Source organism: Companilactobacillus sp. FL22-3 (assembly GCF_054881455.1).
In genome coordinates this window covers 389,226-412,639 of record NZ_JBTYYZ010000001.1, presented here as the reverse complement: position 1 = coordinate 412,639, position 23,414 = coordinate 389,226, and the positions used below count along the sequence as shown (strand labels likewise).

The 23,414-nt window shown below is 37.5% G+C and carries 21 protein-coding genes; 8 read left to right on the top strand and 13 right to left on the bottom strand.

Annotation, left to right across the window (positions count from 1 at the left end; translation table 11 throughout):
* The first annotated feature begins 71 nt into the window (after positions 1-71).
* The 3 genes from ACYT32_RS01945 (at position 72) to ACYT32_RS01935 (ending at position 2,043) form a co-directional block, all read left to right on the top strand.
* Positions 72-998, top strand: coding sequence for a hypothetical protein (locus ACYT32_RS01945; protein ID WP_395266029.1), 927 nt, complete (start codon positions 72-74; stop codon positions 996-998).
* 78 nt (positions 999-1,076) lie between these two features.
* On the top strand, positions 1,077-1,796 hold the full coding sequence (locus ACYT32_RS01940; RefSeq protein WP_395266030.1) for a CPBP family intramembrane glutamic endopeptidase: 720 nt from the start codon (positions 1,077-1,079) through the stop codon (positions 1,794-1,796).
* A 49-nt stretch (positions 1,797-1,845) separates the two neighbouring features.
* Positions 1,846-2,043: a hypothetical protein gene (locus ACYT32_RS01935; protein ID WP_395266031.1), complete on the top strand. Its 198-nt coding sequence runs from the start codon at positions 1,846-1,848 to the stop codon at positions 2,041-2,043.
* Between the two features lie 314 nt (positions 2,044-2,357).
* Here the strand turns inward: ACYT32_RS01935 and ACYT32_RS01930 are convergent, their stop codons facing one another.
* The 13 genes from ACYT32_RS01930 to dnaA all read right to left on the bottom strand — a co-directional run bounded on the left by ACYT32_RS01930 (position 2,358) and on the right by dnaA (position 17,966).
* Positions 2,358-3,644, bottom strand: a complete 1,287-nt coding sequence (locus tag ACYT32_RS01930; RefSeq protein ID WP_395266032.1) for an adenylosuccinate synthase — start codon at positions 3,642-3,644, stop codon at positions 2,358-2,360.
* Between the two features lie 22 nt (positions 3,645-3,666).
* Positions 3,667-5,046 carry a replicative DNA helicase gene (dnaB, locus tag ACYT32_RS01925; RefSeq protein WP_395266033.1) on the bottom strand — a complete coding sequence of 460 codons (1,380 nt, stop codon included), beginning with the start codon at positions 5,044-5,046 and terminating at the stop codon, positions 3,667-3,669.
* A 7-nt stretch (positions 5,047-5,053) separates the two neighbouring features.
* Positions 5,054-5,509: a 50S ribosomal protein L9 gene (gene rplI, locus ACYT32_RS01920; protein WP_395266034.1), complete on the bottom strand. Its 456-nt coding sequence runs from the start codon at positions 5,507-5,509 to the stop codon at positions 5,054-5,056.
* A gap of 17 nt (positions 5,510-5,526) precedes the next feature.
* A complete protein-coding gene (locus tag ACYT32_RS01915; RefSeq protein WP_395266035.1) occupies positions 5,527-7,530 on the bottom strand; it encodes a DHH family phosphoesterase in 2,004 nt (667 codons plus the stop codon).
* A gap of 295 nt (positions 7,531-7,825) precedes the next feature.
* The gene (gene rpsR / locus ACYT32_RS01910; protein WP_010017915.1) at positions 7,826-8,062 is read right to left on the bottom strand and encodes a 30S ribosomal protein S18; all 237 of its coding nucleotides are present in this window, start codon (positions 8,060-8,062) and stop codon (positions 7,826-7,828) included.
* A 21-nt stretch (positions 8,063-8,083) separates the two neighbouring features.
* A complete protein-coding gene (ssb, locus tag ACYT32_RS01905; RefSeq protein WP_395266036.1) occupies positions 8,084-8,668 on the bottom strand; it encodes a single-stranded DNA-binding protein in 585 nt (194 codons plus the stop codon).
* Positions 8,669-8,704: 36 nt separating this feature from the next.
* Entirely contained in the window at positions 8,705-9,001 is a 297-nt protein-coding gene (rpsF, locus tag ACYT32_RS01900) for a 30S ribosomal protein S6 (protein WP_395266037.1), read from the bottom strand.
* A 205-nt stretch (positions 9,002-9,206) separates the two neighbouring features.
* On the bottom strand, positions 9,207-11,756 hold the full coding sequence (gyrA, locus tag ACYT32_RS01895) for a DNA gyrase subunit A (protein ID WP_395266038.1): 2,550 nt from the start codon (positions 11,754-11,756) through the stop codon (positions 9,207-9,209).
* A 16-nt stretch (positions 11,757-11,772) separates the two neighbouring features.
* Positions 11,773-13,722: a DNA topoisomerase (ATP-hydrolyzing) subunit B gene (gene gyrB, locus ACYT32_RS01890; RefSeq protein ID WP_395266039.1), complete on the bottom strand. Its 1,950-nt coding sequence runs from the start codon at positions 13,720-13,722 to the stop codon at positions 11,773-11,775.
* A complete protein-coding gene (recF, locus tag ACYT32_RS01885) occupies positions 13,722-14,843 on the bottom strand; it encodes a DNA replication/repair protein RecF (RefSeq protein ID WP_395266040.1) in 1,122 nt (373 codons plus the stop codon). Before recF ends, gyrB begins: the two co-directional genes overlap by 1 nt.
* Complete coding sequence (gene yaaA / locus ACYT32_RS01880) at positions 14,844-15,053, bottom strand: S4 domain-containing protein YaaA (RefSeq protein WP_395266041.1); 210 nt, start codon at positions 15,051-15,053, stop codon at positions 14,844-14,846.
* 241 nt (positions 15,054-15,294) lie between these two features.
* Positions 15,295-16,431 (bottom strand): DNA polymerase III subunit beta, encoded by a 1,137-nt coding sequence (gene dnaN / locus ACYT32_RS01875; protein ID WP_395266042.1) that lies wholly within the window; start codon positions 16,429-16,431, stop codon positions 15,295-15,297.
* A gap of 158 nt (positions 16,432-16,589) precedes the next feature.
* Positions 16,590-17,966: a chromosomal replication initiator protein DnaA gene (gene dnaA, locus ACYT32_RS01870; protein ID WP_395266043.1), complete on the bottom strand. Its 1,377-nt coding sequence runs from the start codon at positions 17,964-17,966 to the stop codon at positions 16,590-16,592.
* 495 nt (positions 17,967-18,461) lie between these two features.
* Between dnaA and rpmH the strand changes: the two genes are divergently transcribed.
* The 5 genes from rpmH to mnmG all read left to right on the top strand — a co-directional run bounded on the left by rpmH (position 18,462) and on the right by mnmG (position 23,339).
* Positions 18,462-18,602: a 50S ribosomal protein L34 gene (gene rpmH / locus ACYT32_RS01865; protein ID WP_010625561.1), complete on the top strand. Its 141-nt coding sequence runs from the start codon at positions 18,462-18,464 to the stop codon at positions 18,600-18,602.
* A 66-nt stretch (positions 18,603-18,668) separates the two neighbouring features.
* Positions 18,669-19,010, top strand: coding sequence for a ribonuclease P protein component (gene rnpA, locus ACYT32_RS01860; protein ID WP_395266044.1), 342 nt, complete (start codon positions 18,669-18,671; stop codon positions 19,008-19,010).
* Between the two features lie 34 nt (positions 19,011-19,044).
* Positions 19,045-19,887: a membrane protein insertase YidC gene (gene yidC / locus ACYT32_RS01855; RefSeq protein WP_395266045.1), complete on the top strand. Its 843-nt coding sequence runs from the start codon at positions 19,045-19,047 to the stop codon at positions 19,885-19,887.
* 144 nt (positions 19,888-20,031) lie between these two features.
* Positions 20,032-21,420, top strand: coding sequence for a tRNA uridine-5-carboxymethylaminomethyl(34) synthesis GTPase MnmE (mnmE, locus tag ACYT32_RS01850; protein WP_395266046.1), 1,389 nt, complete (start codon positions 20,032-20,034; stop codon positions 21,418-21,420).
* Between the two features lie 14 nt (positions 21,421-21,434).
* A complete protein-coding gene (gene mnmG / locus ACYT32_RS01845; protein ID WP_395266047.1) occupies positions 21,435-23,339 on the top strand; it encodes a tRNA uridine-5-carboxymethylaminomethyl(34) synthesis enzyme MnmG in 1,905 nt (634 codons plus the stop codon).
* The last annotated feature ends 75 nt before the right edge of the window (positions 23,340-23,414 follow it).

Below are 23,414 nucleotides of genomic sequence, written 5' to 3'. Positions count from 1 at the left end.
ATTTTCCCCAAATATCTAGTTCATCTTGTTATTATAATAGTAAATTATCCTGCAAATAAAGGGTGGAAATTTTGAAAAAATTAAACAAAAAATATACTAAATGGATCATTATTCTGCTCTTATTGATAATGATCGTCTCCGCATATGCCCTTAATCTAGGTAAAATCAAAGATAAGACCGTTGATGGTATTGCCTCTATCACGATACCCTTTTCTTTGATCGTCAATCCAAATAATATCGATGAAGATATCGCACCTAAAGCTGTCAATATTGACGACGGCGATATGACCAAAGCTAAACAACAGGCTGTCAATCTCGTTTCGACTATCAATGATGACTATGATAATACGAAAGAGTTGTCATTTTTATCCAATGATCAAGAGAAAAGTTTACTTAAACAGGTCAATGCTAAGCCACACCGCTATATCGCCAAGATGACCTTACTGAATTTCGGTAAAGATATTACGGGAAAATATATCACGATCAGCTGCAACCGTTATGACGACACCAAAAATATCGTCAGTTATCGTTACCGGCTCTACTATAAAGACGATGCAATCACCTCAGCCAAATATCTCAACACCAAGTCGAATAAGTATCCACCTCAATTTGTCTTAGAAAATGTGGAACTAGGAAATACCGGTAATGATCAAGCGAAGGCCTTTTTACAACGTCTAAAAACAGCTATCATCAATTCTAACTTAACAGCTACCAGTGCTAATGAACCTGGCAATTTCAACCAAATTTCACTTAACTTGGGACTGAATCCTAATAGGAGCAACAATGGTTTGTACGAATTGGCTAAAAATTCTAATGCTCGAATCAGTAATTCCAGTATCGTGGGCTATCAAATCTCTGATGTACCACGCTATACCAGAGTCTATATTAAACAGTTGAATAAAAATAATACTTACTACTACACCATGACTTTTGATCGCAACCGTAGCCGCTTTATCAATTTTCAAAATGGCATCATTTCTAACGAAAAAAGCAATTAAAAAAGCACTATAATTTGGTTCCGGAAGGAAAATGGTTTTCTAGTTAAAATCTGCAGCTGAAAGTGTAAAAAAAGAATCATGTCAAAAAATATAGGGAAATTTTTTACATCTTTTATTTTGTTGCCACTTGCTCTTTTATTAGTTCCATCGTTAATTATTTGGGAACCAAAAAATTATCAAAAAATAACGTGCGATGTAATTGTTTTGATTCTATTTATTATTTTAAATAAGAGTTGGTTGCACGTTAATGTTAATTTCTTTTCATATAAAAGACCGGTGAGTCAATTTCTTAATGCTATTCCGGCAATTGTTTTAATTTTGTTAACAAAGAATCCTTTTACGCTTCATATTAAAGGTCCAATTCTTATAGGTTTCATGACTATCTTAATGATTGCAATTTGTGAGGAGTATATATATAGAGGAATTCTAATACCGTTGAGTTTGAAACTAACAAGGAACAAGCTATTTTTATCAGTTTTAATTAGTAGCATTGGTTTTGCTTTTGCTCATATAGTAAATTTTGAACATGGAGCATTCCTTTTGATTTTAACTCAAATCATTTTGGCCTTCGCAACTGGGATTCTCTATGGAACCTTATATTTAAAAACAAAAAATCTATCACTTGTAGTTATACTTCATTTAATTAGTGATTTGCCTATGTTGGCTTCCGGCAGGTCTTCCACAGAATTTACCAACTCTCAGATGACTATACTTTTAATGTTGGTAGTAATAATAAGTTTAATTGCTTGCCTTGTTTCAGTAATACAACTTCATAAATTCAGTAAATCAATGGCATAGTAATGCGTTTATATTTTCAATTATCCAATTTTTAGGGGGGTACAGTATAATGAGCAAAATCGATATAATAGCAGCTATTTTATTTTTGGTTATCGGCATCTGGCAAATATGTATAACAATTCTTTACTTTAAAAATTTAAAGAAAAACGCAAATAAGGACACATCTCCATTTGCTCCTCTGGCAATGTGGTCTTCAATTGTAGTAGGAGTGACTCTAACAGTCTTGGGACTTACTGCCTTTCTTTAAGCTCCTTTAATTTAGAAATAGTAATATAAAGGGGTTCTATACTTTCTGGTATTGATGAATAATCAATACCAGTTTTTTTGTCTCTAGAAAATAAAAAAGAACATCACTGTCCTCACGTTAAGATTTAAGCAACGAAACTTAATCAAACATGGAGAAAACAATAATGTCCCAAAACAATTCTATACTATGTACACTTAATCAATAACACGAGTAATGTTTCAGTTAAAGACGCTACGATTAAAGAGCTTGACCATTTTCTTAAGCGGATAAGACTCATTTGTGCAAAAAAAAGCATCCCACAAGAGGATGCTTTTTTATGCTTCCCAAACGTCATCGACTTCGATTGTTTGTTCTCTATCGGGGCCTACTGAAACAGTTGCATAAGAAACTCCTAATTGATCCTTGATGAAATCAAGATAATCTTTAGCTTCTTGTGGTAAGTCATTGATACTCTTACTTTGAGTAATATCAACTGTCCAACCTGGGAATGTCTTATAAACAGGCTTGCACTTGTCCAAAACATTCAAGTTAGCAGGATATTCATCAATTATCTTGCCATTCAAGTCATAACCAGTACAGATTTTAATTTCTTTAAGTCCAGTTAAAACGTCCAAACAGTTCAGTGAAAGATGCGTTACACCAGAAACGTTACATGAATGCTTCAAAACGACTAGATCCAACCAGCCCACACGACGAGGACGGTGAGTAACTGTACCATATTCGTGGCCTGCTTCACGTAAGAAATCTCCAGTTTCATTTGATAATTCTGTTGGGAATGGACCAGCACCGACACGTGATGTATAAGCTTTAACAACGCCAATCACATTGTCGATCAAAGGAGCACCAACTCCGGCACCAGTTGTGACACCACCAGCAGGATTCGATGAAGTTACATAAGGGTAAGTTCCGTGATCAATATCAAGCATGATTCCTTGAGCACCTTCGAATAGAACATTTTGACCGTTCTTTAATTCTCTATTCAAGTAAGCTGAAGTATCGATCACACGATCCTTTAATTCTTGTCCAAATTGATAGTACTTTTCAAAAATATCATCGAATTTCATTGGTTCAACACCATAGATCTTCGTGAATAGTTCATTCTTTTGTTTAAGGTTATCTGTTAACAGTTCTTTGAATAATTCTTTATCAAGAATATCGGCCATTCTAATACCCACACGTGAAGCTTTGTCAGTATAAGCAGGTCCAATACCTCTATTAGTTGTTCCGACCTTAGAATCGCCCTTAGCAGCTTCTTGGAGCTTATCTAATTCGATATGGTAAGGCAAAATCAACTGTGCACGGTTAGAAATTTTCAAATTAGTAGTATCTACACCTTGTTCATGCAAACGATGCAATTCTTCAAGCAATGATTCAAGATTTAAAACCACGCCGTTTCCAATAACACTAGTTTTATCCGAATACAAAATACCTGATGGAACAGATCTCAACTTGTAAACATTGTTATCGATATTTAAAGTGTGTCCAGCATTATCTCCACCTTGGTAACGTGCAATAATATTTGCTTCACCACTAAAATAATCGGTAATCTTACCTTTACCTTCGTCGCCCCATTGAGTACCTACTACAACAACTGTTGTCATATCTCTTCTACACCTACACTATTTAATTTTCTGGAATATTTGCGATCGATGAAAACTTATTATAAGATTTCACGAACAATAACTTAGCTGTTCCACGAGGACCTGAACGGTTCTTGCTGATAATTACTTCAACTTCACCAACATCTTGATCCTCTGGTTCCTCTTGATCACCATTATTGTCATCGCCGTCTTCGTCACGATAATAATCATCACGATAAAGGAAAGCAACGATATCAGCATCCTGTTCAATTGAACCAGATTCACGGATATCTGACAACATTGGTCTTTTATCTTGCCGCGCTTCAACACCACGAGAAAGCTGTGATAAAGCGATTATTGGAACATGCAATTCTTTTGCCAATTTCTTCAAACTACGAGAAATGGCTGAAACTTCTTGTTGTCTATTTTCTTGACCAGTACCTTCGATCAGTTGCAAATAATCGATGATAATTAAGTCTAAATGACCACTCTCTTTAAGCAATCTTCGACATTTTGAACGAATGGCTGCCATTTTGGTACCAGGAGTATCGTCAATATAGACATTCGTCCGTGACAAACTCCCCATCGCCACAACCAAGCTATTCCATTGGTTTTCATCCAACTTACCTGTTCTTAAGGAATTGGCATCAATACTACCTTCTGAACAAAGCATACGATTGACTAACGACTCCGCACCCATTTCCAAAGAGAAGATTGCTACGGTCGCATTAGACTTAGTGGCTGCATTTTGTGCCAGATTCAATGCAAAAGCAGTTTTACCAACACCTGGTCGAGCTGCTAAAATAATCAATTCATCTTTATGTAACCCAGTGGTCATATCATCAAGATCTTTGTAACCAGTTGAAAGCCCCGTCACATCACTGCCTTGATCATATAACTTATCGATCTCTTCAAAGGATGACTTTACAACATCAGAGATTTTACGGAAGCCTTGGTGATTTCTGTTTTCAGAAACATCCATAATCTCTTTTTCAGATTGATCGATGATACTGTCAACATCGTCATCTTCTTCAAAACTCCGTTGAACGATACCCGTAGCAGCATTGATCAAACGGCGTAAAATCGATTTGTCCTTGACGATTTTGGCATAGTAAGTCGTATTGGCAGCAGTCGGTACAGCACTGGCTAATTCAGCCAAGTAACTGACTCCACCAATGTCTTCAATTTGATTCAAACGATCTAATTCATTTTGAACCGTCACGACATCAACCGGTTCTTCACGATCGTTTAAATTCATCATCGCTTGAAAGATCAACTGATTAGCATGTTGATAAAAATCCTCTGCTTCAACATATTCCATTGCCTCGATCAAGGCATCTTGACTTAGAAAAACCGCTCCTAATACGGCTTGCTCAGCATCCTTATCATTGGGCGGTATTCTTGAAGTTATATCGTTATTCATTTATATCCTACTTCTTTTCAGCAACATGAACGCGAATGGTAGCTTCAACGCCATCGAATAACTTAACGGGGACGTTAATATATCCGAGTGACTTTACGCCATCATTCAAGGTCATCTTATGTTTATCAACTTTAAATCCATATTGATTATTCATTTCTTCAGCAATCTTTTTGGTCGTTACTGAGCCAAATAAGCGACCATCTGCTCCTGCTTTAGCTGAAATTTCAACGACTGTTTTATCGTCTTCGATTTTTGTCTTCAAAACTTTAGCTTCTGCCTTTTCAGCTTCGTAATCCTTGGCTTCACGATTTTGCTTAGCCTTTAATTCAGCCATATTAGCCTTAGTAGCCTCAATTGCCTTATTATTTTTGATTAAAAAGTTTTGAGCGTACCCATCAGCAACGTTCTTGAGTTCACCCTTCTTCCCTTTACCTCTAACATCTTCTAGGAAAATAACTTTCATTTTATATGATCCTCCTCTTAGCTCTTCTTATTAGAGTCCGTTAAAACTTCAACCAATTGATTTTTAACTTCCTCGACCGTTGAATCAGAAATTTGCGTTGCGGCATCAGACAAATGTCCACCACCGCCAAGCTTCTCCATAATTACTTGTACATTAATGTTTCCTAAACTACGAGCCGAAATTCCTACTCGACCGTCCGGACGTTTACTAATGACAAACGATGCTTCAACATTATCTAATGATAACAATGTATCCGCTGCTTGGGCAACAATAACTGGATCATAGGACTTATCCTCTTCACCAAAACAAACTGCCATATTGCCGCCGACCATCGTAATTGTTTCAATCAAATGACTCTTTTGAATAAATGAATCAATATTCTCTTTCAAGACATTTTGAATGATCGTTTCATCAGCACCCACTGAACGTAAATAACTAGCTGCATCGAAAGTTCTTGTACCAGTCCGCAAAGAAAATGACTTCGTGTCGACAGTAATTCCTGCCAAAAGGGCTGTAGCTTCGATCTTCTCGATGGCTTTTTTATTTTTAGGCTGATATTCCAGCATCTCGGTGATCAATTCACTAGTTGATGAAGCATAAGGTTCAATATAGATCAGCATAGGATTCTCTGGGAATTCCTCACCACGTCTGTGGTGATCGATAACGACGACTTTATTGTTATCGCCTTTGAACAGACCAGGATTGATCGAAATACTTTGTTTGGAATGATCGACCATGACGATCAATGTCTTTGGCGTCTTGATGGCTTCTGATTCCTCTGGTGAAATAATATCTTTTTTGATATCTGGATCTTCGTTGATCATCGCTAACAAGCGACTGACATCTGAATGCAACGTCTTAGGATTGATAACGACCTTACATGGCGTATTGTTCATCATAGAGATCCGTCTGATTCCAAGTGACGAACCTAGGACATCCATATCAGGATGGGAGTGTCCCATAACGATCACTTGATCACTGTCTTTAAGTAATTCTTGGAGTGCTTCACTGATCATTCTAGCACGAACACGAGTTCTCTTTTCCATTGGATCAGTGTTGCCGCCGTAAAAGCGAGCCTTTTCGCCAATTTCTTTTACAACAACTTGGTCCCCACCACGTCCTAGTGCTAGATTAAGATTTTTTTGTGCTTCGTCATTTAATTTATGTAAATCATCAATACCATATGAGAAGCCCATACTCAATGTTAAGGGAACGTTTTGTTGAGAAGTATATTCACGAATGACATCCAGAATTTTAAAACCATTCTTTTCCATATCGAAAATACGGCCAGTATAAGCCATGATGAAGAAATGATCGTCATCGATCCGTTTCAAAAACATTTGTTCCTCTGAGGACCAGTTTGACAATTCATTCGTAATATAATTATCCAAATTTGAAATATCACGATCGCTCATCGATTGAGTGATCTCTGCATAATTATCTAAGTACACTTGTCCAATCACTGAACGATTATCTTCATAACGTCGTTCGATTTTTGAATAGTGCGTGATATCCATCAAATAAATAACTTTCAATTCAGATTGGACTTGGACCAAATAATATTTATCATCTATTTGGATCGTTTTACTTCCGATAGGTTCTTCGCTATCAATCATACTCGATAGTTCCGAAGATATATCTCCAATTGCCATGCTATTGGCTGGATTAAAACCAGTTTCTTCGACGAAATATGGATTAACCCACTGAATCTGTTTATCAGCATCATAGAGTAAAATTCCCAACGGATACTCTACAAAACTGTTATCCGTTCCCCGGTCGATTCGATATTGTAAATTATTCGTATACTTACCTGCTTTTTCACCTAATAACAGGAATAAATAAACGAACAAGATTAATGAAATAATTACTAATATAGCTTGAATGTAACCGGCTACAGAACCGTGAATCAAGCCAACTATTAATATCGAGAATAGCATAACGATCAGAGAGACTCCCGTAAGTTGAGTCGAATGATCGACTCTGGACAGGAAGAACTTCAGATTAGCTTTTATCTTTTTCATAATAGTCCCCTCTTAGATATACCCTTTAATTTTATCACAGCCGTGATGTTCTTTCCGCAAAATATTAATGGAAAAATCTCGGTTCAATTTATGCGTTTTCAATCCTAATTAGGCTGATAAAACTTCACTTTTAAAACTGAAAGATTGGGACGTAACTAACTAATCATTTGTCAGATGATTTTGATACAGAATGAATCTAAATTAACGAAAATACCCTCTGATTCTAAATACGGAATCAGAGGGTATTCAACATAATACTTAAAAGCAGACGGAATTGTCTAGCTCTCTTTAAAATTTAGTCTTCAGCAACGAATGGAAGTAGAGCCATGATTCTTGCTCTCTTGATAGCTACAGTAAGCTTACGTTGGTTCTTAGCACTTGTACCTGTAACACGTCTTGGCAAAATCTTACCACGTTCTGAGATAAATCTCTTAAGTAATTCTGTATCTTTGTAATCGATGTATTCGATATGATTAGCAGCGATGAAGTCAACTTTACGTCTTCTACGTCCGCCTCTTCTTTGTTGGGCCATTATATATTGCTCCCTTCTATATTAAAATGGTAAATCGTCATCAGAAATGTCAATAGGTTTACTGTTGTCAGCAAAAGGATCGCCATTACTGCTATTGTTATTGTTAGATTGATTATTGTTATTATTATTGTTGTTACTGTTATAATTGCTACCACTATTAGGGTTGCTATTATTACTATTATTTCCGAATGGAGACTGATTTGATTGGTTAGAATTATTATAGCTAGGTGCTTGATTATTAGAATTTGAATAATTGCTATTACCAGAATCTCGTCTTTCACTTTCAGCACGTGATTCAAGCAAGGAGAAGTTTTCTACAACGACATCCGTTCTGAAAACTCTTTGACCTTGTTGATTATCATACGAACTTGTTTGAATACGTCCATCGATACCTACCAATGAACCCTTCTTAGTGAAGTTAACAAAATTCTCGGCAGCTTTTCTCCAAATAGTACAACCAATAAAATCGGCGTCACGTTCACCTTGTGAATTAGTAAATTGTCTGTTTACAGCAACTGTAAAACTGGCAACTGCAGCTCCACTTGAAGTGTATCTCAATTCAGGATCACGTGTCAGGCGTCCAACTAAAACTACTCGATTAATCATTTTATCTGCCTCCTTTAATGTTTCACGTGAAACAAATTAGTCTTCGCGTCTAACGATCATGTGACGAAGAATGTTATCTTCAATCTTTGAAAGACGGTCGAATTCGTTAATTGCTTCATCGTTGTCAGCATCTACGTTTACAATGTGGTAGATACCTTCTTTATAATTAGCAATTTCATATGCTAAACGTTTCTTTTCCCAGTCTTTTGAGTCGATTACTTTGGCGCCGTTGTCAGTAAGGATCTTATCGAAACGATCGATCAATACCTTCTTTGCGTCTTCTTCCATATCAGGTTTAATGATATATGTGATTTCGTAATGTGCTTCAGCCATGACTGTACACCTCCTTATGGTCTAATGGTTCTTTCATTAGGAAAGAACAAGGAGCATAAATTAACTACATTTTATACTCACGAAGTATAAGTTTATCATAAGTCCCGTTCAATTACTAGAATTTTTTACAATAAAAAAATCGCTTCTGCCTGACACGCAACCCTTCTTGGGCCACATATCCAAACTACGCAGAAACGATTATTTTTTACTCGTCATCTGATGTTGAATCATCATCATTTGTATCAGTAGAATCATCTGTCGATTCATCACTGACATCATTTGTTGGAACATCACTGTCATTGTCGTCGGAAGCTGCATCGTCTGCATCATCTTCGTGAGCAATTTTAGCCATAGTTGAAACGATCGAATCATCATCGACCTTAATCAATCTAACACCTAATGTTGCTCGGCCAGTTTGTGAAACGCTTTGGACATCAAAACGAATCATTACACCTTTGTCAGTGATCAGCATGATATCTTCATCACCGTTAACAACTGTTAAACCAGCAATTGGTCCATTCTTTTCAGTGACATTGGCAGTCTTGATACCTTTACCACCACGACCTTTAACTGGATATTCAGATGTCGCAGTCCGTTTTCCATAACCGTTCTCAGAGATCGTCAAAACTTCTTGATCTGCTGCAGCGATTGAAGAGCCAACTACGTAATCATCTTCACGTAACTTGATACCACGTACACCAGAAGCGGTTCTTCCCATTGGACGAACGTCACTTTCCTTAAAGGTTACGGCATATCCCTTGTGGGTTCCGATGATAATGACCTTGCTGCCATCAGTTAAGAAGGCGTTATTCAATTCATCTTCATCCCGCAAAGTAATGGCTCTCAAGCCAGAGTGTCTAATATTGGCGAAGTCATTGACTGGAGTCCGTTTAACCGTTCCATATTTCGTCACAAAGAACAAATATGAGTTATCAGGATCAACGTCTTTGTCAACATTGATCACAGTCTCGATCTTCTCACCTTTTTCGATGTTCAAAAGATTGATAACTGGGATTCCCTTGGCTGTTCGTCCATATTCAGGGACTTCATAGCCTTTGATCCGGTAAACTTTACCCGCATTAGTAAAGAACAAGAGACGATCATGAGTCGATGTATAGATCATCTGTTCGATGAAGTCATCATCATGAATGCCCATCCCTTGAATACCACGGCCACCACGATTTTGAACTCTAAATTCGTCGGCGGAGAGACGCTTGATATAGCCATTGTGGGTCAAAACGATCAAGACATTTTCTTCTTCGATCAAGTCTTCATCTTCGATATTGGCAACTTCACTAGCACGAATTTCAGTTCTTCGAGAATCGCCGAATTTATCTTGAATTTCAAGCAATTCGTCGTAAATGATCTTATCGACACGTTCAGGTTTAGCCAAAATATCTTCATAATCAGCAATTTTTACTAACAATTCTTGATATTCTGATTCAACTTTTTCACGTTCCAAACCAGTCAAACGAACTAAACGCATATCCAAGATAGCTTGTGATTGTTTGTCGGATAATTTAAATTTATCCATCAAAGTTTGTTTAGCGATTGCCGAAGTTTGTGAACCACGGATGATACTGATAATTTCATCAATATGGTCCAAAGCAATTCTCAATCCTTCCAGGATATGAGCACGAGCTTTGGCACGTTTCAATTCAAATTCAGTTCTTCTACGGATAACAACTTCTTGATGTTTCAAGTATTCGATCAAAATACCTTTGAGTGAGAATACTCTTGGCGTCTTCCCTACGATAGCAACCATGTTGATACCATAAGAAATCTGTAGTTGTGTTAACTTGTACAAATTATTCAAGACGACGGAAGCACTCATATCACGACGAATATCGATTACGATCCGCATACCTTCACGGTCTGATTCATCGTTAAGATCAGTAATTCCTTCAAGCTTTTTATCCCGAGCTAGTTCTGCAATTCTCTCAACTAACTTGGCTTTGTTGACCATATATGGCAACTCAGTCACGATAATTTGCTCAGCCCCACTCTTCTTCGTCACGACATCAACTTTTGCCCGAAGAATAATCGTTCCTTTACCAGTTTCATAAGCCTTTCTGATTCCAGAACGACCCATGATGATACCACCAGTTGGGAAATCAGGACCGGGAATAACTTTCATCAAGTCAGCTACTGTTGCCTCTTTATTACGCATCAAGATATGCAAAGCATCGATAACTTCTTTTAAGTTATGTGAAGGAATATTAGTAGTCATACCAACCGCAATACCAGTTGCACCGTTCACTAACAAGTTAGGGAAACGAGCTGGCAATACCATTGGCTCTTTTTCTTCACCATCGTAGTTAGGAACTAGATCAACAGTATCTTTGTTGATATCACGCAACATTTCAACTGCCATTTTACTCATACGAGCTTCGGTATAACGCATAGCAGCAGGTGGATCACCATCAATTGATCCAAAGTTTCCGTGTCCATCAACTAATGGATAACGGTAACTAAAATCTTGCGCCATTCTAACCATTGATTCATAAATTGCTGAATCCCCATGGGGGTGATATTTACCCATAATATCACCAACGAAACGGGCACTCTTCTTGTATGGTTTGTCAGGTGTAACACCTAACTCATTCATACCGTAAAGGATACGACGATGAACGGGTTTTAGGCCATCACGGACATCTGGTAACGCACGTGACACGATAACACTAGCAGCGTAATCAACGAAGGAATTCTTCATGACTTCTGTCAGGTTAACATTTTCTATTCTATGATCTGCCATTAAATTGTCATCCTCCCTAATAGTCTACTTCTGCATAACGTGCATTTTCTTCAATGAATTCTCGTCTAGGTTCAACTTTATCACCCATCAACATTGAGAAAATCTTGTTAGCCTCAATTGCATCATCAAGATTAACTCGATCTAATCTTCTCTTTTCAGGGTCCATTGTTGTCTCCCACAATTGATCTGCATCCATTTCACCAAGACCCTTGTAACGTTGGATCTTTGGTTCTGGTTTTGGTGGCAATTGTTCAACGAAGTCATCCTTTTCTTTATCGGTATCAAAGTATCTCATCATCTTACCTTGACGAACTTGATACAAAGGTGGCTTAGCGATATAGACATAGCCTGCATCAACGACCGGACGCATATATCTGTAAAGTAGCGTTAACAATAAAGTTCTGATATGGGCACCATCGACATCGGCATCGGTCATGATAATAACCTTGTGATAACGGGCTTTAGAAATATCAAAGTCTTCACCAAAGCCAGTTCCCATAGCAGTGAATAAAGTTCTAATTTCTTCATTTGCCAAGATCTTGTCCATTGAAGCTTTTTCAACGTTTAGGATCTTACCACGGATAGGCAAAATAGCCTGAGTTAAACGAGAACGACCAGTCTTAGCAGAACCACCGGCAGAATCACCCTCGACGATAAATAATTCAGAAATTTCAGGATCTTTGCTGGAGTTATCAGCTAACTTACCAGGCAAATTACTGATTTCCAAACCGTTTTGTTTTCTAGTTACTTCACGAGCTCTCTTAGCAGCTAAACGAGCTTTCGTAGCTAATGAACCTTTTTCAACGATCTTTTTAGCGACGTTAGGATTTTCCATCAAGAACTTCATAAAGTGTTCACTGAAGAGTCGATCAGTAATCGTTCTAGCATCACTATTACCAAGCTTAGTCTTGGTTTGACCTTCGAATTGTGGATCTGGATGCTTGACTGAAACGACTGCTGTCATCCCTTCACGGACATCCTCACCAGACAATTTTTCATTATCTTTTAGTAGTTTATTTTTATGAGCGTAATCATTGATCACACGTGTCAAAGCTGTCTTAAAACCAACTTCGTGTGTTCCACCTTCGTATGTATGGATATTATTAGCGAAAGTCATCAAATTCGTATGGTATTCGTCGGTATATTGCAAAGCAACTTCAACGGTAATTCCATCTTGAACGCCTTCGACATAAATTGGATCTTCGAAGAGGACTTCTTTTTCTTTATCCATGAACTCAACGTAGCTCTTGATTCCACCTTCATAGTGGAAGACGAGTTTTTCAGCTGTCTCAGCTCTCTTATCAGTAAAGGTTAGTTTCAAACCTTTGTTCAAGAAAGCCAATTCACGAATTCTAGTTGTCAAAACCTTGTCATCATAAACGGTTGTTTCAGTAAAGATGTCTGGATCTGGCACAAAGTGAACACGGGTTCCATGTTCAAATTCATCCGCATCGCCTAGCACGTGCATAGCATGGTTGACTTTACCACGTTTAAAATCAATGCCGTAACGTTTGCCGGCACGAACAACTTCAACATCCAATTCGCTACTCAAAGCGTTAACTACCGAGGCACCAACACCATGCAGACCACCGGAAACTTTGTATCCGCCACCGCCGAATTTACCACCAGCGTGCAAAATTGTATAAACCGTTTCAAGCGCAGGTTTACCAGTTTTCTTTTGAATATCAACTGGAATACCACGTCCATCATCGGTAACAGTAATGGAGTTATCTGGTTCAACAGTAACTTCGATTTTTGTAGCGAAACCAGCTAAAGCTTCATCAATACCATTATCAATAATTTCCCAAACTAGATGGTGTAAACCTTGTTTACTAGTTGAGCCGATATACATACCGGGACGTTTACGAACAGCCTCTAGTCCTTCAAGAACTTGAATTTGACTCGCGTCATATTCTTCGACTTTTTCTTCTTTCTTTTCCAGTTCAGCTTTTCTGTCTTCAGCCATTAAATCTCCTCCTGTTGAACTTTGCCATTTTTAATATTGAGAATATTAGGATCTTTTACCAATTCTGGATCAACATCATCAATCGAGGTTGTAGTTATGAAAGTTTGAATGCCCTCTTTGATCGAGGATAATAAATGCGTCTGACGCTTATGATCTAATTCTGATAAAACGTCATCTAGCAATAAGATGGGGTAATCCCCCACTTGATCCTTGATCAACTCAACTTCCGCCAACTTCAAACTCAAGGCCACTGAACGTTGCTGGCCTTGTGATCCAAAATCTTGAACATTCTTACCATTGACCATGAATTTAATGTCATCACGATGAGGTCCATAAAGCGTCACGCCCCGTTGGATCTCTTTTTGATAATTTTGCTTGAAATTTTCTTTGAAAATATCATAAATATTTTCAAGGCTTTTTCCTTCAGTTTTGAAAAAAGTATTGTAAACAATTTCTAGTTTTTCATGGTCTTCTGTAATATTGGCATGAATTTTTTCAATGTGGTCTTGCAATTTTTGTAAAAATTGTAAGCGTGAAAAAACTACTTCAGCACAAAAGGCCGCAAATTGGTCCGACAAAACGTCTAAATAGACCAAATCGTTGGCCTGATGATGTTGAAGTTTTTTTAAATAGGCATTTCGCTGTTTTAAAACTGAGCGAAATTGACTCATCGTCTTCAAATACTGCGACGACATTTGGCCAAATTCCATATCGATGAACTTGCGTCGAATGCCTGGATTGCCTTTAACAATTGATAAATCTTCTGGCGAAAAAAGAACAACATTTAAATTACCAATGTAACTGGATAATTTACGTTGTTCTAAATTATTCAATTTGGCTTTTTTACCAGATTTGCTAATGACTAAATCCAATTTTAGACGACTCGAATTATCTTTGATCACGGTACCGGAGATTCTGGCGAAATCACTACCCCATTTGATTAAATCCTTGTCATTCGATGTTCGATGGCTTCTCGTTAAAGCTAAGAAATACATAGCCTCTAATAAATTGGTCTTGCCTTGAGCATTTTCACCCAAAAATACGTTTATCGCTGGTGAGAAATTGACCTCTAAAGATTCATAGTTACGGTAATTCTGAAGTTTTAATTCTTTAACAAACATTTATTCAATTTCAAAAGTTTGTTCACCGACAACTACGACATCCCCAGAACGCAACTTTTTACCACGACGATCCTCGGGACTGCCATTAAGCAGCACTGAATTTTCACGTAAGAACCACTTGGCTTGACCGCCTGTTTCAATCACTCCAGTTTCCTTTAGCAATTGACCTAAAGTAATAAATTCAGTTTCTAGCTTAAATTTTTCAGACATTGTTAACACCCTATTTATTAGATTTATCCATTAATGACATACTAATATTATAGTTGTTTTAACATTAAAAGACAACTTAGAACTAAATATCAGCCGTTTAGAGCAATTTTTTAAATAATAAGTATCCACCCACTAAAATACCGTTAAAAAAGTTTCTACGCTAAATTACGGCTTTTAAACTGATATTGGCAAAAAAAATAGATTGAACCGAAAAGTTCAACCTATTCTGGAAATTTTTTCATTAAAATGTTCTAACCGGTGTGATGAGTTGGACAAAATTGTCACGATCTTCAACTGGTCTGAGCGTAAATGGATGCAATGGTGAAGTAAAACTCATTTCGATCGTCGTATTGCTGCCGAATGATCTTAAAGCATCTTTGAGATAATCCGGGTTGAAGGAAATTTCTAAGTCATCGCCTTCAAGATTATCAAAATCTAATACTTCCTCCACAGTTCCGACTTCTGGAGAATTGCCATATAAAGTAGCTTTTTTATCCACAGCCTTGATTTCCAATTTGATGAAATTGTTGCGACTTTCATGAGAAAGCAAGGAAGCACGTTCTACTGATGCCAAAAGATTAGATGAATCAAAGGTCAATTTTGTATTCGAATCGTCAGGGATCAAACGGTCTGTTTCTGGATAACGGCCGTCAAGCAAACGAGAATAAAAACGAATGTTGTCAAAACTGAATAGTACTTGGTTTTCAGAAATCGACATTGAAATTTCTTTAACCGTATCGCTGATTGTACGAACTAATTCAGTCAAACTCTTTCCGGGAATGATCAAGTTGTAATCTTCATCACTCGTAATATTGATCTTTCTTTGTGAAAGACGGTGACTATCAGTTGCCACAGCAGTTAGCCCTTCGTTACTGATCAAGAAGTTGACACCAGTTAGTACCGGACGACTTTCTTGAGTAGAGACGGCAATAACAGTTTGATTGACCACCTCTTTGAATACATCTGTGGGAAGACTTAATTGATTATCAGTCTCAACATCTGGTAAATGTGGGTAGTTTATTGCATCTAAACCATTGATAGTAAATTCTGAAACACCTGACTTGATTAAAGTCTGGTTATTGCTGAGAACTTCAAGTTCAAAATTGTCGCCAGGAAGTTTTTTAATGATTTCGTTAAAGAACCGTGCTGGTAAAACAATTGAACCGGTACTTTCGATCTTTAGGTCATTGTCAGAATCGTTTTTATCAATAAAGGCGGTAATTGAAATATCAGAATTACTACCTGTAATTGTCAAACCTGATTCTGAAAGATCTAATTTCATTCCGGTCAAAATAGGAATAGTTGTTTTGGTCGAAATTGCTCTTTGAACATTGCTTGTTTGGTTAATAAATTTAGTTCGATCAATAGAAAATTTCATAGGTAACTCCCTTTTTTAATTAATTAATATAAAGATAGAAGTAGTAGTAGGTACTGTTAAAACTGTGGAAAACTATTCCAAGTAAAGTCAGGACTTAAAAAATGCATGTTATTAACAGCTGTGGATAACTTTGGGAAAAGTCAAAATTTATCAACATGTTAATTTCTCAAGTCATCTTTCAGTTCGTTGACGGAACGTTTCAAATCGTCATCTTTAATGAGCAATTCAGATATTTTGTCGCAAGAATGCATCACCGTCGTATGATCTTTGCCGCCGAACTCCATCCCTATTTGTGGCAAGGACTTGTCAGTTAACTCCCGTGATAAGTACATGGCGATTTGCCTTGGTACCACGATGGTTTTGACACGTTTCTTCCCTTTTAGGTCTTGGATAGTGACATGATAATACTTAGCGACTTTGTTTTGGATCTTGGCGATGGAAATACCATTTTTATCATTGGAAAGTTTATAGATTTTTAACGCATCAGCGGCTACAGACTTAGTGATATCAGTATTTTTAGTCGTCGAATAAGCTTGAACGCGGATCAAAGCCCCTTCAAGTTCTCGAACATTAGTATCGATTTGGGCCGCAATATAAGACAGAGTGTCATCAGGAATTTCAAGGTGTTCAGCCTTAGCTTTATTGCGTAAGATGGCTATTCTAGTTTCCAAATCTGGTGCAGTAATATCTGCTGAAAGTCCTTGCGTAAAGCGAGAGACTAAGCGTTGCTGCAACTTGGGAATTTCGTTTGGCAACCGATCTGAAGTCATGACGATCTGTTTACCATTCTCATAAAGTTCATTAAATGTATGGAAGAACTCTTCTTGAGTTCCCTCTTTTTCGGCAAAAAATTGAATATCATCTATTAATAGTAGATCAACGTTTCGGTATTCTTGACGGAAGTCGTCTTGAGTACGCATTTGAATAGAATTGATAAAATCATTTGCGAAGGTTTCACTAGTGACATATTTTACTTTTGCCATCGGATCGAGCTTGATCATTTGATGACCGATTGCTTGCATCAAGTGAGTCTTACCTAAACCAACGCCACCGTAGATAAAGAGCGGATTGTATACTCCACCGGGATCTTCGGCTGCTGCTAAAGCTGCGGCGTGTGCCATTTGATTGCCGCTACCAACGATAAATGAAGAAAAAGTATATTTTGGATTTAAATGTGAATTATGAAAGACGTGTTTTGGTTGCGCCGTTTCATTAGTAGTTTCAACTTGAGGGGCAACAGTTTGCTCCTCTTTTTTTGCGCTGTCTTCATCATTTTCGATGATTGGATTCAATTCAGTTCCATTTAGTTCATATGAATAGATAGCAATTTTTTCAGTATAATTTCTTTCCCAGTAATCTTTGTGCAATTTCGTGGGAACAGAAATATAGATGTTATTGCCTTCAATGTATAAGGGATTGGCACTTTCAACCCAAGTTGAATAACTGACGGAGGTTAATTGAGAACGTAACTTATTAGTAAAGTAGTCCCAAAATTCAGTAAGTTTTGGATCCGTTGAATTATTTATATTTTGCAATTATTTCCCCCCAATCTATGGTTGTGGATAATTTTTTCCCTAAAATGACAGAGTATAGTCTATCATTATATAAAATAGTTTTCCACAGAACACACGTTTAAATTTAGAAGAAATAACAACAGGTATTTTAGATATTCACATCTTTGTGGAAAATAACCACCTCTTTTAATTATCAACATAGTTATCCACAATTATCGAGAGTTAAAAGTGCCTATTTACAGGTGTTACAAAGAAAAAACAAGAAATTAACAAACTCTGTGGAAAACTAAAACACAGCAAAATAATTTGTTGGAAAACTTTGTTTATAGTCTTGTGGAAAAAAATGTTTGTTAAAACCGTCCACAAATTATCCACAATGGAAATTGCGAAAAAAGTCAATAAAAAACTTCCCTTTATAGGAAATTAGTTATTTAAAAAATTGTCGGAACATGATATTATAGTTAAGCAATTGTCTGAAGAAGTGAATATTAATATAAAGATTCAGGAGGTTTACTGATGACTACAAAGAGAACATTTCAACCAAAGAAGCGTCACCGTGAACGCGTCCATGGTTTCATGAAACGAATGAGTACAAGTAATGGTCGCAAGGTTCTAGCAAGACGTCGCAAAAAGGGTCGTAAAGTATTATCAGCTTAGTTTTGAAGGATCACTGAATAATTGGTGGTCTTTTTTTATTACAAAACGAGAGTAGACTGGTGACATATGAGAAAAAGTTATCGCATAAAAAAAGAAAATGAATTTCAAAATGTCTATTCCAATGGAAAATCCGTTGCAAATAAAAATTTTGTCCTATATACGCTTCCTAAAGAAGGACAAAAACATTTTCGAGTCGGGATTTCAGTCGGGAAGAAAGTTTCACATACAGCAGTCGGACGTAATCGTATCAAACGTTATGTTCGGCAATCGCTCTTAGAGTTGAAGCCAGAAATTCCAACAGAATTGGATTTTTTGATTATTGCCAGAAAACCGGCAGTAGATTTAGATATGTTTGAATCTAAGAAAAATATTGTACATTTATTGAAATTAGGTAAAGTATTAAGTTAGGGTACAAAATATTAATTAACTAATAGGTGTAAAAGTGAATAAAAAAAGCTTAAAGAAATACGTAGGTATCGCACTGTTACTTAGTGTTGTCTTGGTTCTAGCTGGATGTTCCAACCTTAACGAACCGATCACAAGTAACAGTACAGGATTTTGGGATCACTATATTCTATATAGTTTTTCGCAATTCATCCTTTGGTTAGCTTCATTAGTTGGCAATAGTTATGGTTGGGCTATCATCATCTTCACACTGATCATTAGAGTCATTTTGTTGCCACTAAATTGGTATCAAATTAGAAGTATGAATAAACAGATGAAGATCCAGCCGCAAATGCAAGCTCTTCAAAAGAAATATTCGGCTAAAGATGTTGATACACAACAGAAATTACGTGAAGAAACGCAAAAGCTCTATAGTGAAGCAGGAGTCAATCCAGTAGCTGGTTGTTTGCCACTGGTTGTTCAATTGCCAGTTATGTTTGCTTTGTATCAGGCAATTTATAAGACCACACAATTGCGTGATGGTACATTCTTGTGGATGCAATTAGGTAAGGCTGATCCATACTACATTATGGCGATCTTAGCTGCTGTATTTACTTTCTTAAGTACATACATTTCCAGCTATTCGCAACCAACACAAAATGCGACAACTAAGATTATGACTTGGGTAATGCCAATCTTTATCTTCGTGCCAGCATTGACTTTCCCATCAGCTATTACAATTTACTGGGTAATTACAAATGCGTTCCAAGTACTTCAGACATTGGCTTTCCAAAACCCATTCAAGTATCGTCGTGAAAGACTTGAAGCCCAAGAGGCAGAGAAAGAAAAACAACGTCGTCTTAGAAAAGCTAAGAAACGTGTATATAAGAACCGTAAATAATTGACAATTTCTAAAAATGCCGTTAAGATGTTTTAGAAATTATTCATATATTTTATATAGAAAAGTAGTCAAGGTGCTTTTCCGTCATTTGCCGACGGATTATGCACTTTTTTTATGCTCAAAAAATAAGAAAGGATGCTTATTATGCCAAGTTCAGTGACTGAATATGATACTATCGCTGCTATCTCAACTCCTCCTGGGGAAGGAGCTATTTCGATCGTTCGTCTCTCTGGAGATCAAGCGCTAACGGTTGCGATGAAAATTTTTAAGGGTCGTGATTTGACAAAAGTTGCTAGTCACACGATCAATTATGGCCACATCATAGATCCCAGCACCAAGACCTTAGTTGATGAAGTAATGGTCTCAGTAATGCGGGCTCCAAAGACTTTTACCCGCGAAGATGTTGTTGAAATAAATACCCACGGGGGTATAGTTGCAACCAATAAAGTACTGCAATTGCTGCTTGGATACGGCGCAAGAATGGCCGAACCAGGTGAGTTCACTAAGAGAGCTTTTTTAAATGGTCGAATTGACTTAACGCAAGCAGAATCAGTGATGGATCTTATCAGAGCGAAGACTGATAAAGCCATGCAAGTGGCCGTTAATCAATTGGATGGTAATTTACATCATTTGATTGCTAATTTGCGTCAAGAGATCTTAGATTCGTTAGCCCAAGTGGAAGTTAACATTGATTATCCTGAGTATGATACGGACCAAATGACGACTAATTTATTGTTAGAAAAAGCTAAGATGGTTAGTTCTAAAATCGATAGTTTATTGAAAACAGCCGAAAGTGGCGAAATTTTGCAGCATGGTCTAGCAACGGCAATTGTCGGTAAGCCTAACGTAGGAAAATCAAGTTTATTGAATCGACTGTTAGACGAAGATAAGGCTATCGTGACTGATGTTGCAGGAACAACTCGGGATGTGGTTGAACAATATGTCAACATCGATGGCGTACCTTTGAAGTTGATCGATACGGCTGGTATTCGTGAGACCGATGATAAAGTTGAGAAAATCGGGGTTGAACGTTCAAAAAAGGCGTTGAATGGTGCCGATTTAGTAATTTTAGTTTTGGATTCTAGCCGTCAACTTGAAAGTGAAGACCTTGAACTATTAGATGCTACAGCGGATAAACGTCGAATCGTGATTTTCAATAAGAATGATTTGATGCCAGTTATTACGCCTAATTCAGTTGTACAACTGAAAGCTGACGATATTATTTTGCAAACTTCTGCAATAAATAACGCTGGGATCGAAACTATCAAACAGACGATCGGTAAGATCTTTAATGCTGGAATTGAAGATAACAGCAGCAATGTCATTATTACTTCTGCTCGTCAGGCGGGATTGCTCAGAAAGGCCAAAAATAGCTTGAATGACGTTATTTCTGGAATTGAAGCAGGAATGCCTATCGACCTAGTACAAATCGATATGACGGCTTGCTGGGACACTCTGGGAGAGATTACCGGTGAAAGTTATCCGGATGAACTGATTACACAATTATTCTCGCAATTTTGTTTAGGAAAATAGATTAGGTGAAAAAAATGGAAATTAAGGAATTTGATTCAGAAACTTATGACGTTATCGTCGTAGGTGCTGGCCATGCTGGTTCAGAAGCCGCTTTGGCCGCAGCCCGTATGGGTGAAAAGACTTTGCTTGTAACGATCAACTTGGATATGGTGGCTTTCATGCCATGTAATCCATCAGTTGGTGGTCCTGCTAAAGGTATCGTTGTTCGAGAGATCGATGCTTTAGGTGGCGAAATGGGCCGTAATATTGATAAGACTTATATTCAAATGAGAATGTTGAATACTGGTAAAGGTCCAGCTGTTCGGGCTTTGAGAGCTCAAGCTGATAAAAATATGTATCACCGCATGATGAAAGACGTTTTGGAAAATGAGCCTAATTTGACGCTTCGTCAAGGGATGGCAGAAAAATTGATCGTTGAAGATGGCGTCTGCAAAGGTATCGTTACAGCGACTGGAGCTAGATATCACGCTAAGTCAGTTGTTCTAACAGCTGGTACTTCTTCACGAGGTAAGATCATTATTGGTGAGTTGATGTATTCATCTGGTCCCAACAACAGTATTCCTTCAATCAAACTGTCCGAAGACTTGGAAAAGCACGGTTTTAAATTAACTCGCTTTAAGACTGGTACACCACCACGTGTGAATAAGAATACGATCAATTTTGATGAAACAATCGAACAACCTGGTGATAAAGAACCAAATCATTTCTCATTTGAGACCCCCGATTCAAGTTATCTTCAAAAGCAAATTTCTTGTTGGATGACATATACGAATGCCGATACTCACAAGATTATTCGTGAGAACCTTGACCGTGCACCAATGTTTTCTGGTGTGATCAAGGGTGTGGGACCAAGATATTGTCCTTCAATCGAAGATAAGATCGTTCGCTTCGCAGATAAGCCAAGACATCAGATCTTCCTCGAACCAGAAGGTCGTGACACTCAAGAGTATTATGTTGGTGACTTTTCAACTTCGATGCCAGAAGAGGTACAGTTGAAGATGTTGCACTCAGTGGCTGGTTTGGAAAATGCCAAATTGATGCGTCCTGGTTATGCCATTGAGTACGATGTAATCGAACCATGGCAATTGAAATTGAATTTGGAAACTAAAGTCGTTAAGAATCTCTTCACAGCCGGTCAGATGAATGGTACATCTGGTTATGAAGAAGCTGCTGGTCAAGGAATCATGGCGGGTATCAATGCAGCGCTACGTGCTCAAGGCAAAGATCCTTTCATTTTGCGTCGTGACGAAGCATATATCGGTGTTTTGATCGATGATTTAGTAACTAAAGGAACGAATGAACCATACCGTCTCTTGACAAGTCGAGCTGAATATCGTTTGATTTTGCGTCATGATAATGCTGATTTACGCTTGACTGATTACGGTTATCAGTTAGGATTGATCAACGACAAGCGTTATAACGCCTTTGAAATTAAACGCAGCACGATTGAAAAGGAACTTGACCGTCTTTCAAGAAAGATGATTACTCCTAAGATGGCCTTGCCATTCCTCAAGGAACATGACTTGAAGCCATTGAAAGATGGTATTTTGGCAGATCATTTCTTGAGAAGACCAGAAGTTCACTATCAAGATATTATCGACATGGTTGGGGAAGCTGATTATCCAGTTGATAATCGAGTCGCTGAACAAGTGGAAATTGCTACCAAGTATGATGGTTATATCAAGAAGGAACAGATGCGGATCGACCGTCTTAAGAAGATGGAATCCAAGAAGATCCCTGATCGAATCGACTATACTAAGATTGACAGTTTAGCTACCGAAGCAGTTCAAAAGTTAAGCAAGATCAATCCGCAGACAATTGCTCAAGCAAGCCGTATCAGTGGAGTTAATCCAGCTGACATCGGTATTTTGAGCGTTTATATTGAACAAGGTAAAATCGCTAAAGTACCTGCTAAATAATATTTTTAGAACTCAAATGACCTTACATTTGAGTTCTTTTTTTGACATTTTAATTATCGAATGATAAACAAAAGA